Raw genomic sequence first — 11,756 nt, 5'->3', positions numbered from 1 at the left:
CCCTGCTCCGGTCCTGTCGGTGGGTACCGGGAGGATGAGCCGCATGACCGTCTGGCGGGTGCGGCCCGCGACCCCTGACGACGTGACGGCCATCGACGGTTTGATCCGCGAGCTGGCCGAGTACGAGCGCGAACCCGATGCGGTGGAGGCGACGCCGGCCGACCTGCACGCCGCCCTGTTCAGCCCGTCGCCGCGACTGCACTGCCACGTCGCCGAGGTCGACGGGCGGGACGGGCCGGCGGTGGTGGGGATGGCGTTGTGGTTCGTCACCTACTCGACCTGGCGCGGGCGGCACGGCATCTGGCTGGAGGACCTGTTCGTCTCCCCCACGTACCGCGCCCTGGGGCTGGGCCGCGCCCTGCTGTCGACGCTCGCCCGGGTCTGCACCGAACGGGGCTACGCTCGCCTCGAGTGGACGGTGCTGGACTGGAACGAACCCGCCCATGCGTTCTACCGCCGCATCGGCGCGGCACCGCACGAGGGGTGGAGTACCTGGCGGCTCGGGGACGACGCGATCCGGCAGCTGGCCGGCTCGTCGAGCTGACGACGCATACCCCTTGGGCCGACGTTCCAACCTCATCGTTTCAGTACCGCTTCAGGGGCATCGATGTCGTTCTGAGGCTCGACATCCACCACTCAACGTGTTCTATCCTGTTCCGATGGTGACAATGCTTCCGTTCCGTAGCGAAGGGAATGCACACCGCAACCAAAAGGACGCTCCTCCGCGAGGCCTGCTGCGCCTGTTCCGGCGCGGCGGCTCCACGAGTCGGCAGACCAGGGAGACAGGTGTGGCGCTTTCGCTCGGCATCGACCGGCACGTCGACCGCGGTGAGGACGTCATCGACCTGCGCGTCCCCGCCGACCCGGCCTACCTGGCCGTCATCCGCACCGCGATGGTGGGCGTCGCGACCCGGTTGGACCTGACCCTCGACGAGATCGAGGACCTGCGGATCGCCGTCGACGAGGCCTGCGCCCTGCTGATCGATCAGCACCACCAGCCCGACTCCTGGCTGCACGCCCTGTTCCGGGTGGACGTCGACACCGACCAACGAGGGCGCGAGGGGCGGCTGGACGTCCGGATCACCGGCCCCCGCAGCGACCGGCCCCTCCAGGAGGGACATCCCTGGATGCTGCTGCGCGCGCTGGTCGACGAGGTCAGCAGCGGGATGGACGCCACCGGCCGCTGGATCGCCCTGACCCACCGCAGCGACTCGACCGGCCCGACCGGTTCGGGCGCGGGAGAGGCGGCCCGGGCATGACGGCCCTGCATTCCCGGACGGACCACCGCACCGAGCCGACGGTGCACACCGAGCAGACGCGCACCGAGCAGGTCCGCGACGAGCGCGTGCGCGGGCTGGAACGCCTGGCCGCCATGCCGCTGACGGATCCGCGGCGCCCGGCCCTACGTCAGGAACTGGTCGAGGAGCACCTGCCGCTCGTGCACCACCTCGCGCAGCGGTTCAAGGGTCGCGGCGAGCCCTACGACGACCTGGTCCAGGTCGGCACCATCGGCCTGATGAACGCGATCGACCGGTACGACCCGACCCGCGGCTCGTTCACGACGTTCGCGGTGCCGACCGTGCTGGGCGAGATCCGCCGCCACTTCCGCGACCGCGGCTGGGCCGTGCGTATCCCCCGCCGGATCCAGGAACTCGGACGCCGGGTGAGCCAGAGCCGCGAGGCCCTCACCCACCAGCTGGGTCGCTCGCCGACGATCGACGAGATCGCGCACCACCTCGACGTCGACGCCGATCTGGTGCTGGAGGCCCTCGACACCGCGGGCGCCTACGTCACGGTGCCGCTGCCGGCTGCCGCGGACGAGTCCGCGATCGGCGCCCGCTCGGGCGGGCTCGAGGGAGACATCGACTCCGGGATCGAACTCGTCGAGAACCGCGAGACGCTGCGCCCCCTGCTCGCCCAGCTGCCGGCCCGTGAGCAGCGCATCCTCGACCTGCGGTTCGGGCGGGGCATGACGCAGTCGAAGATCGCCGCCGAGGTCGGGCTCTCCCAGATGCACGTGTCGCGGCTGCTGGCCAAGAGCCTGCGGACGCTGCGCGAGGAGCTGTCGCGGGAGGACTGAGCTCCCGACGTCCCGCGCCGAGCGACGTCCGGGCGCCCTAGAGGCCCGGCTCGCGGGCGATCACCCGGCCGCCGGCGACCAGCACCGCCGTCACCACGGAGATCGCGAGCAGTGGCACGCCCACCCACCAGGTCGGGCTGAACACCACGGACAGGGCGATGCCACCCTGGACCAGCTGCCAGGTGAGGATCGGCCCGCGCGCCCAGCGCCGCCCCTGCAGCGCGCCCACCGCCGCCGCGGCGAGCCCGCCGGCCAGCGCCAACCCCACGACGATCATCACCACCACGTTGGCGCTGTCCGCGCTCAAGGCCAGGGCGACGACCCCCGCCAGCAGGAGCAGGGCCTCCAGGACGACGAGGGCGGCGACCACGCGGCGCAGGGCGACGCTGACGGCGGCGTCACCGGCCGGGACACCGGCTTCCGGTTCGGGCATACCTCGGATTCTGGCAGCAGGTTCCCAGGGGAACCTCAGGACCTGCCTTGACCGTTATCCGGAACCCCGGGATCGGGTCGTCCGATCATCCACTTCTACGCAGCGTGACCGAATGTGGGCGGAATGAATGGTGCCGAGAGGAGGTTGATGAACGGGGCGGAAACGACTGGATACGTGTTGGGCGAGTGCGTTCACACACCGCGAGCCGGGAGTCGTTCTCGTCACATCCGTGTTAACGGGATGATCAGCATGTGGATGACGAAGGCGCAACCACCGAACGGTCGACCCCGGGATGACCAGGAACGTATATACGCAACGTGCTCGACCGATTACTGTTCTCCACAGGCAAGGTCTCGATTCGGGATCACGCAAACTCGGACCCGAAAAACCCTTGTGAAAGCAGGCACAAGAGTGTGAGGGTAGTCGTTGAATCCTTCGGGTTGCGGCATCGCGACTTCCGGAGACCCTGGTAACACCGCACCATCCCCGAACACGTTTCGTAGCGGAGCTTCTCCAGAAGCCGCCGCTGCGGAAGCCATGGCCCTCACCGGACCGTCCCGGCGGGCCCCCAACGACGATCGCCTTCGGGCGTGAGGAGTAAGCCGATCATGGACTGGCGCCACAAGGCAGCCTGCCTCGAGGAGGACCCCGAGCTGTTCTTCCCCATCGGGAACACCGGCCCGGCGATCCTGCAGATCGAGGACGCCAAGGCCGTCTGCCGTCGCTGCGACGTCGTCGAGACCTGCCTGCGGTGGGCCCTCGACAGCGGTCAGGACGCGGGCGTGTGGGGCGGCCTCTCGGAGGACGAGCGCCGCGCGCTCAAGCGCCGGAACGCCCGGGCACGTCGCGCCGGCTGATTTCGAGCCTCCGCACACCTCAGCACCACCAGCACGACACGGCCCGGGTACGGGCGCGCCTGTAGTCTCGGCGCGCTAGTCCCGGGCCGCGGCGTCCTGCAGGTTCTGCTGGAACTCCTCGTCGCCGTCGCCCAGGTCGCCGTCGCCCAGGTCGCCGTCGTACCCGGTGTCCCGGGAGCCCGGCGGCTGCACCGTCACGTCGACCGCGACGACCGTCCCGCCCTCGGGGCGGCGCGACCAGCTGATCGCCCCCTGCATCTCGCCGCTGATCAGGGCGCGCACGATCTGCGTACCTAGGCCCGAGGAGCCCGGTTCGAAACCCTCGGGAACCCCCACCCCGTCATCCCGCACCTCGACGTGCAGCGCGTTGCCCTCCCGCCGCGCCAACACCGTGATGGTGCCGCCCGTCTCCGCCAGGCCGTGCTCGACGGCGTTGGTGACCAGCTCGGTGATCACCAGCACGAGCGGCGTCGCGTTCTCCGCGCGCAGCTCACCGAACCGACCCTCGCGCACGATCCGCACCGGGCGCCGGGGCACCGACCCGGTGTCCAGGACCTCGGCCACCTCGCCCGCGCCCTGCGATGAGATCTGCGGCGCGGCCAGCTCGACGGCCATCGACAGCGTCCGCCCGACCACGTCGTCGAAGTCGACGCTCTCCCCCAGCCCCTCGGACAGGGTCTCGTGCACGAGGGCGATCGTCGCGACGCGGCGCATGGCCTCGACCAGCGCCAGCCGCCCCTCCTCCGAGGTGATCCGCCGGGCCTGCAACCGCAGCAGCGCGGCCACGGTCTGGAGGTTGTTCTTCACCCGGTGGTGGACCTCGCGGATCGTCGCGTCCTTGGTCATCAGCTCGCGCTCGCGACGGCGCAGCTCCGAGACCTCGCGCAGCAGCAGCAGGGCCCCGATCCGCTCCCCCTCGATGGTCAGCGGGATGGCCCGCAACGACAACGAGGCCCCGCGGCTGTCGATGTAGCTGAACCACGGTGCCCGCCCGAGCAGGACCAACGGCAGGGTCTCGTCGACCTGGCCGGAGCGGTCGAGCAGCGGGGTCACGATCTCGGACAGGTTGTGGTCGAGCACGTCCTCGACGTACCCGAGCCGGTGCAGCGCCGACACCGCGTTCGGGCTGGCGTAGGTGACGACGCCGTCCCGGTCGAGCCGGACCAGCCCGTCGCCGACCCGCGGGGCGCCGCGGCGCATCCCGGTGGGGGCGTCCGGCATCGGGAAGCCGCCCGTGCTGATCATCCGGGCCAGGTCGTCGGCGCACTGCATGTAGGTCAGTTCGAGCCGGGACGGCGTGCGCGCGGCGGACAGGTTGGTGTGCCGGGACAGGACGGCGATCGGCCGGCCCGCGCGCAGCACGGGCACCGTCTCCTCGCGCACGGGGACCTCGTCGAGCCATTCGGGGTCGCGGGCCCGGCAGATGCGCACCTCGGCGAACGCCCGGTCGATCTGCGGGCGGCGCCCGGCGTCGACCAACGTGCCGACCAGGTCGTCGTAGTAGACGGTGGCGCCGGTGCTGGGCCGGCAGTGCGCGACGGCCACCCACCCGCCGTCCAGTCGCGGCACCCACAGCACCAGGTCGGCGAACGACAGGTCGGAGATCATCTGCCAGTCCCCGACCAGCAGCCGCAGCCATTCGAGGTCCGTCGACCCGAGGTCGCAGTGGCGGGCGACCAGGTCACGCATCGACGGCATGAGGTCAGCCTACGTTCCCGCGGTGATCATGCAGAAACGTCACGCCCGGGCGACCGACCCTACTCTCGGCCCCATCGCGTGACGTTTCTGCATGATCACCGCCTAGAGAACCGGACGGGCGATGGCCCGCAGCGTCCGCAGGACCACCGAGAGGGCCGCGATGTCGGCCGACGGCATCCGCAGCACCTCCTCGATCATCTCGCCGGCGCGGGTGAACGCGGTGGGGTTGCGGTTCTCGTAGTCCTGGATACGGGCGCCCGCCCCGGTCACCCCGGCGGTGGCCCGCAGCACGCCCGTGGTGATCGACTCCATCGCCGCGTACACGTCGTAGCGGAGGCTGGCCCGGGCCTGCATCTGCCAGCGGTCCCGACGCGGCAGCGTGGTGATCCGGCGCAGCAGCGGCACCGCCTGCAGCCGTTCCGTCAGGGCCAGGTAGACGGCCGCCACCTCGGCGGGCTCCTCACCGGTGGCCCGGGCGATGGTCGCGATGTCGAGCAGCATGAACCGGGTCAGCAGCCCCGACGCCTGGCGGGCCAACGCCTCCGGAACGCCGTGCGAGACCAGCCGTTCGATCTCCTGCGTCATCGTGTCGCGCTGCTCGCCGACCACCAGGTCCGGCAACCGCGGCGCGAGTTCGGCGACCACCGGTGCGAACCGGGTGATCTCGGCGGCCACGTCGATCTGCTCGGTCCGGGTCTGCAGCAACCACCGCACGGCCCGGTCGAGGAGCCGCCGGAAACCGAGGTACAGCCGGGCCTGGTAGTCGGTCGTGAGCAGCCCGTCGAGCTGCTCGACCGCGGCGATGAACCCGCGCAGGTCGAAGATCTCCCGGGCCACCACGTAGGCCCGGGCGATCTGCTCCGCCGACGCGGACGTCTCCTCCTGGGCCCGGAACGCGAACGTGATGCCACCCCGGTTCACCATCTCGTTGACGAGCACGGTGGTGACGATCTGGCGGCGCAGCGGGTGCTCGGGCAACCGGTCACCGAACCGCTCGACCAACGGCACCGGGAAGTACTGACGCATCAACCGGCTCACCCACGGGTCGTCCGGCAGCGACGTGACCTCCAACTGGGCGGTCAGCGTGAGTTTGGAATAGGCCACCAGCACGGAGAACTCGGGGGAGGTGAGGCCCTCGCCCGTAGCGGCCCGGGCGTCCAGGGTCTCGTCGTCGGGCAGGAACTCCAGGGCCCGGTCGAGTTTGCCGTGCTCCTCCAACCAGGCCATGAACCGCCGGTGCACGCCCAGCATGTTCACCGCCTGGCGGCGCGCGTTGCCGAGCAGGACGTTCTGCTCGTAGTTGTCGCGCAGCACGAGATCGCCGACCTCGTCGGTCATCTCGTGCAGCAGTTCGTCGCGGGCGGCCCGGGCCAGCGCCCCCGACGAGACCGCGCGGTCGAGCAGGATCTTGATGTTGACCTCGTGGTCGGAGCAGTCGACCCCCGCCGAGTTGTCGATCGCGTCGGTGTTCACCCGCACGCCGGCCAGCGCCGCCTCGACCCGACCCAGCTGGGTCAGGCCGAGGTTGCCGCCCTCGCCGACGACGCGCGCCTTCAGCTGGGCGCCGTCGACCCGGATCGCGTCGTTGGCCCGGTCGCCCACCTGCGCATGGGTTTCCGTGCCGGCCTTGACGTAGGTGCCGATGCCGCCGTTCCAGAGCAGGTCGACGGGCGCCTGCAGGACGGCCCGGATCAGCTCGGCCGGGGTGAGCCGGGTGCTGGACGACGGGAGCCCGAGGCGGGCGGCCACCTGCGGCGTGATCTCGACGGCCTTGGCCGTGCGCGGGTGCACGCCGCCGCCCGCGCTGATCAGCGCGGTGTCGTAGTCGGCCCAGCTGGAGCGGGGCAACTCGAACAGCCGGCGCCGTTCGGCGTGCGAGGTCGCCGGGTCCGGGTCCGGGTCCAGGAAGATGTGCCGGTGATCGAAAGCGGCGACCAGCTGCAGGCTTTCGGACAGCAGCATGCCGTTGCCGAACACGTCGCCACTCATGTCGCCGATCCCGACGACGGTGGTCGGCTGCGCCTGTACGTCGTGCCCGAGTTCGCGGAAGTGCCGCTTCACACTCTCCCACGCGCCGCGCGCGGTGATGCCCATCGCCTTGTGGTCGTAGCCGACGGATCCGCCCGAGGCGAACGCGTCCCCCAGCCAGAACCCGTACGAGTTCGCCACCTCGTTGGCGATGTCCGAGAACGCGGCCGTGCCCTTGTCGGCCGCCACCACCAGGTACGTGTCGTCGGCGTCGTAACGCACGACGTCCTCCGGGGGGACGACCACCCCCGAATCGGGCCCGTCGACCTGTTCGCCGTCGGGCTGGGCGGTGAGGTCGAGGTTGTCGGTCAGGTCGAGCAGCCCGCTGATGAACGTGCGGTAGCAGGCCACCCCCTCGGCCAGCCACGCCTCCCGATCGACGGACGGGTCGGGCAGCCGCTTGGCGAAGAACCCGCCCTTCGCCCCGGTCGGCACGATCACCGCGTTCTTCACCATCTGCGCCTTGACCAGGCCCAGCACCTCGGTGCGGAAGTCCTCGCGCCGGTCGCTCCAGCGCAGCCCACCGCGGGCCACCGGCCCGAACCGCAGGTGCACGCCCTCGACGGCCGGCGAGTACACGAAGATCTCGTGCGCCGGCCGGGGCGCCGGCAGGTCGGGCACCAGCGCCGGGTCGAGCTTGAAGGCCAGGCACGGCCGGGCGGCGTCAGGAATGCGACCGGCGTTCACGAAGTAGTTGGTCCGCTGCGTCGCCTGCACGAGGCTCATGAAGGCGCGCAGGATCCGGTCGTGGTCGAGGCTCGCGACGCCGTCCAGCTCGGCCTCGATCTTGCTCAGCAGCGCTCCGCATGCCGCCAGCCGCGCGTCCATGCCCATCGGGTTGTCACCGTAGGACTTCGGGTGGAACCGGGCCTCGAACAGGCGCACCAGCAAGGACGCGACGGCCGAGTTGGCCACCAGGCACTCGGCGATGTAGTCCTGCCCGAAGGCGGTGCCCGCCTGGCGCAGGTACCGGCCGTAGGCGCGCAGCACGGCGATCTGCTGCCAGCCCAGGCCGGCGGCCAGCACCAGGCGGTCGAACCCGTCGCTCTCCGCCTCACCGTGCCAGGCCGCCTCGAACGCACGCACGAACCGGACCCGGGTCTGTTCGCCGTAATCCCTCGGCCGGCGGCCCGATTCGGGACGGAGCCCGAAGTCGTACAGGTAGGCCACCCGACCCGACGCCGACTCCAACCGGTACGGGCGCTCGTCCACCACCTCGACGCCGAGGTTGGCCAGGAACGGCAGCACCGACGACAGCGACAGCGGCTCGAGGCGGTACAGCGTGAGCCGCTGCCGGACGGCGGCCGGGCTGTCGTCGTCCACCCCGGCCTTCGGCTCCGGCTCGTAGAGCTTCACCCCGACCGCGCGCGCACGGTCCGGTTCCCCCGACGATTCCAGCTCCTGCAGTCGGCAGATGTCGCCGACGCCGGTCCAGCCCGAGAAGTCCTCCCGGTAGCTCTCGCCGAACGCCCCCGCCCACTCCCGCACCAGGTGGGCGGCCTGCTCCTCGCCGAGGGTGTCGAGCGCGGCCTCGCCGAAGTCCTCCTCCCACGAGCGCGTGACCTGCGCGACCTGGGCCTCGATCACCGTCGGGTCGAGCTCGGGCAACGGTTGCCCGACGGGCATCCGGACCACGAGGTGCAGGCGGGCCAGTACCGAGTCGGAGACCAGCACCGTGACGTCGTCGCTGGTGCCGCCGATCGCCTCCGTCAGAATCCTTTTCACGGTCTCGAGGACCCGCGTGGTGAACACCTCGCGGGCCAGGTAGACCAGGCATGAGACGTAGCGGCCGTACACGTCGGTGCGCAGGAAGAGCCGCGTGCGGCGGCGTTCCTGCAGCTGCATGACCGCCACGGCGATCTGGTACAGGTCGTCGGAGTCGATCTCGAAAAGCTCGTCCCGCGGGTAGGTCTCGAGAACCGACAGCAGCTCCTTGCCCGAGTAGCTGTCGCTCGGGAACGCCGCCCAGGACAGCACCGCCTCGGCCTTCTGCCGCACCACCGGGACCCGCAGCACGCTCTCCGAGTACGCCGACGACGAGAACAGGCCGAGGAAACGCCTCTCCCCCACGACGTTCCCGGCCGGGTCGAACTGTTTGACCCCGATGTAGTCGAGGTAGGCGGTGCGGTGCACGGTGGCCCGCGAGTTGGCCTTGGTCAGCACCAGCACGTGCGGGTCGCGCGCGGCGGCCCGGGCCTCGGGGGTGAGCCGGCCGAACGACGCGGAGCGCCGCGGCTGGTCGTAGCGCAGGATGCCCAGGCCCGTCCCGGTCACCCCGATGAGTTCCTCCTCGCCCGGCTCGCCCTGCAACCGGTACTCGCGGTAGCCGAGGAAGGTGAAGTGACCGTCGGCCAGCCAGGTGAGCAGCTCGATCGCCTCGCGCACCTCGCTCAGGTCGAGCCCCGGGACGACGACCTCGCCGTGCGCGATCTCGGTGAGCTCCTCGACCAGTTCCTCCCCGACCCGCACCATGCGGGGCCAGTCCTGCACGGCCCCGGCGACGTCGTCCAGCACGCCCTGCAGCCGGCCCCGGATCTCGCGCAGCCGCTCGGGCCCGCCCTGCCGGTCGATCTCCAGATGGATCCACGACTCGACGACCCCGTCGCGGGGTACCGCGTCGCGCACCAGGACGTGCTCGGGGGTGTCGAGCACCTCCGTGAGCCGGCCGTCGACGCTGCGCCGCACGCCGATCTGCGGGTGCACGAGCAGGTGGATGCCGACGTCCAGCCGGTTCAGCTCGCCGAGCACCGAGTCGACCAGGAACGGCATGTCCTCGGCGACGATCTCGACCACGGTGTGCCCGGTCGACCAGCCGTCCTCGTCGCGCGAGGGCGTGAACACCCGGACGACGGTCGTGCCCTGCTCCCGCAGCTTCGCCGTCCGGTAGTGGCTGAGCAGGAGGCCGGCCAGGTCGTCGACGTGGTGCTCGATCAGGTCGTCGGCCGCGACGAACCGGAAGTAGCGCTCGGTGAGGGCCTTGAGCAGGCCGGGAGGGCGCCCGGCCTCGGCGACCTCGCCGGCCCGGGCCTCGACGGCCTGTGCCGCCTGACGCAGCACGGCCTCTCGCTGCCCCTCGGCCGTCGGCACGATCAGGGCTCCACCCGAGACCACCGCGTTCCACCTACCGTCACGCATCGCGTTCGACCGGGCGCTCGACTCGCCCGGCCCCGGCGCGCTCGACTGTCCGAGGCGTCCGCCGCCTGCGACCATACCTGTCCTCTGCCCCTCACCCGGTAAGGAAACAGGCGTGCGTGTCACGGCATTGATCCGCTACGCGGCCGAGCCCGGCGACGTGTTCGCCATGCTCACCGACCGCGACTTCCAGGACCGCAAGCTGCGCGCGACCGGGGCCACCACCTGGTCGGTCGAGGTCACTCCCGGCGCCAGCGGGGGGACGACGGTCCGCACCACCCGCGAGCTGCCCACCGACGAGGTCCCCGACGCCTTCCGCTCGCTGGTCGGCTCATCACTGACCGTCGTGCAGACCGAGGAGTGGGGTGCCCCCGCAGCCGACGGGTCGCGCTCGGGGAAGCTGACCGTGCAGGTCCCGGGGGCTCCACTGGGGGTCAACGGGACGGTGTCGTTGAAGCCGGCCGCGGGCGGCACCGAGGAGGTGGTCGAGGGCGACCTGAAGGCCAAGGTGCCGCTGATCGGCGGTCGCATCGAGAAGGCCGCCGAACCGGCGATCCGGATGGCCATCGACGTCGAGGAGCGCATCGGCCACGCCTGGCTCACCGAGGGTCATTAGGCCAGGATTGGGGGATGCGTCCGGGGCCGCAGACCGCGTGGGTGGACGGGCCCGACGGGCCCGCGCGGGTGCTCGTCTGGCCGGCCGAACCGGTGCTCGGCGGCGACGCCCCGCCCGGGGCCACGCTGCTCGCCTTCCACGGGTGGACCGATTCGGCCGACGTGTTCGCGCCGTTGGCCGCGGCGCTCGACCCCCGGCACGCCCTGGTCGCCGTGGACGCGCCCGGGCACGGTGAGACCCCTCTCCCGGCAGGCGATTACGACGTCCCCCGGCACGCGCTCAGCGGGATCGCGGTGTACGACGCGCTGCCCCGACTGGTCACCGGTGGGCGGCCCTCCGCGGGCCGGGTGGTGGCCTACGGGCACTCGATGGGCGCCCTGACCGCGGCCCGGGTGGCGATGGCCCGCGGCGTGCGAGGGCGCGGGGCCCGGCGTTCCGGCGTGGTGTCCCTCGTGCTCGAGGACCCGGCCCGCACGACGTTGCGGCGGCCGTCGTCCCCGGCCGGGATGCGCACGTGGCTGACCGGGCTGCGGTCCGGGACGCACACCGACCGGGTGGCCTGGGCGCGAGCCAACCACCCGACCTGGCCCGCGGCCGAACTCGACCCGTGGGCGGCGTCCAAGTCCGCGGTCGACCTGGCCGAGTTCGACCGCCGGCACGACTGGGGCGAGCCCCTGCCCGTGCTGCTGGCCGAGGTGCACTGCCCGGTGCTGCTGATCCGGGGCGAGACGGCGCTGGGCGGGATCGTGTCCACCCGGGCCGCGGCCCGGTGCGAGGCGGCCTGCCCGGGCGGACTGGAGGTGCTCACGCTGCCCGCCGGGCACTCGCCGCGCCGGGAGGCACCCGAGGCGTTCGCGGCGGCCCTGAACGTCGTCCTGCGCGGCGCCTGACCCTCCGTTCGTGACCACGAAC

Annotated in this window: 9 protein-coding genes; 6 read left to right on the top strand and 3 right to left on the bottom strand. The window is 71.7% G+C overall.

What is annotated here, in order from left to right; genetic code table 11:
• Positions 1 to 43: 43 nt before the first annotated feature.
• From ACIB24_RS06395 to ACIB24_RS06385, 3 genes are all read left to right on the top strand, one after another.
• Positions 44 to 544, top strand: coding sequence for a GNAT family N-acetyltransferase (locus tag ACIB24_RS06395; protein ID WP_398276929.1), 501 nt, complete (start codon positions 44 to 46; stop codon positions 542 to 544).
• 244 nt (positions 545 to 788) lie between these two features.
• Positions 789 to 1,259, top strand: coding sequence for an ATP-binding protein (locus ACIB24_RS06390; RefSeq protein ID WP_398276926.1), 471 nt, complete (start codon positions 789 to 791; stop codon positions 1,257 to 1,259).
• Positions 1,256 to 2,080 (top strand): SigB/SigF/SigG family RNA polymerase sigma factor, encoded by an 825-nt coding sequence (locus tag ACIB24_RS06385; protein WP_398276923.1) that lies wholly within the window; start codon positions 1,256 to 1,258, stop codon positions 2,078 to 2,080. The genes ACIB24_RS06390 and ACIB24_RS06385 overlap by 4 nt, the downstream gene beginning before the upstream one ends.
• 37 nt (positions 2,081 to 2,117) lie before the next feature.
• On the opposite strand, the gene ACIB24_RS06380 is transcribed toward ACIB24_RS06385, so the two are convergent.
• Entirely contained in the window at positions 2,118 to 2,513 is a 396-nt protein-coding gene (locus tag ACIB24_RS06380; protein ID WP_398276921.1) for a hypothetical protein, read from the bottom strand.
• Between the two features lie 608 nt (positions 2,514 to 3,121).
• Between ACIB24_RS06380 and ACIB24_RS06375 the strand changes: the two genes are divergently transcribed.
• A complete protein-coding gene (locus ACIB24_RS06375) occupies positions 3,122 to 3,370 on the top strand; it encodes a WhiB family transcriptional regulator (RefSeq protein ID WP_398276918.1) in 249 nt (82 codons plus the stop codon).
• A 75-nt stretch (positions 3,371 to 3,445) separates the two neighbouring features.
• On the opposite strand, the gene ACIB24_RS06370 is transcribed toward ACIB24_RS06375, so the two are convergent.
• Positions 3,446 to 5,068, bottom strand: coding sequence for a sensor histidine kinase (locus ACIB24_RS06370; protein ID WP_398276915.1), 1,623 nt, complete (start codon positions 5,066 to 5,068; stop codon positions 3,446 to 3,448).
• A gap of 102 nt (positions 5,069 to 5,170) precedes the next feature.
• On the bottom strand, positions 5,171 to 10,231 hold the full coding sequence (locus tag ACIB24_RS06365) for an NAD-glutamate dehydrogenase (RefSeq protein ID WP_398276912.1): 5,061 nt from the start codon (positions 10,229 to 10,231) through the stop codon (positions 5,171 to 5,173).
• A 112-nt stretch (positions 10,232 to 10,343) separates the two neighbouring features.
• On the opposite strand from ACIB24_RS06365, the gene ACIB24_RS06360 reads away from it, so the two are divergent.
• Entirely contained in the window at positions 10,344 to 10,844 is a 501-nt protein-coding gene (locus tag ACIB24_RS06360) for a DUF2505 domain-containing protein (protein ID WP_398276910.1), read from the top strand.
• 14 nt (positions 10,845 to 10,858) lie between these two features.
• Positions 10,859 to 11,734 carry an alpha/beta fold hydrolase gene (locus ACIB24_RS06355; protein WP_398276907.1) on the top strand — a complete coding sequence of 292 codons (876 nt, stop codon included), beginning with the start codon at positions 10,859 to 10,861 and terminating at the stop codon, positions 11,732 to 11,734.
• The last annotated feature ends 22 nt before the right edge of the window (positions 11,735 to 11,756 follow it).

The organism is Spongisporangium articulatum, assembly GCF_044465595.1.
Taxonomy (GTDB): Bacteria; Actinomycetota; Actinomycetes; order Actinomycetales; family Kineosporiaceae; genus Spongisporangium; species Spongisporangium articulatum.
The sequence above is the reverse complement of the archived record's forward strand: the minus strand, read 5'-3'. Positions and strand labels throughout refer to the sequence as shown.

Excerpts from the sequence above, each read along its gene's own strand:
- ACIB24_RS06380 (WP_398276921.1), bottom strand. The coding sequence starts at position 2,513 with ATGCCCGAACCGGAAGCCGGTGTCCCGGCCGGTGACGCCGCCGTCAGC.
- ACIB24_RS06370 (WP_398276915.1), bottom strand. The coding sequence starts at position 5,068 with ATGCCGTCGATGCGTGACCTGGTCGCCCGCCACTGCGACCTCGGGTCG.
- ACIB24_RS06385 (WP_398276923.1), top strand. The coding sequence starts at position 1,256 with ATGACGGCCCTGCATTCCCGGACGGACCACCGCACCGAGCCGACGGTG.
- ACIB24_RS06375 (WP_398276918.1), top strand. The coding sequence starts at position 3,122 with ATGGACTGGCGCCACAAGGCAGCCTGCCTCGAGGAGGACCCCGAGCTG.
- ACIB24_RS06395 (WP_398276929.1), top strand. The coding sequence starts at position 44 with ATGACCGTCTGGCGGGTGCGGCCCGCGACCCCTGACGACGTGACGGCC.
- ACIB24_RS06355 (WP_398276907.1), top strand. The coding sequence starts at position 10,859 with ATGCGTCCGGGGCCGCAGACCGCGTGGGTGGACGGGCCCGACGGGCCC.
- ACIB24_RS06365 (WP_398276912.1), bottom strand. The coding sequence starts at position 10,231 with ATGCGTGACGGTAGGTGGAACGCGGTGGTCTCGGGTGGAGCCCTGATC.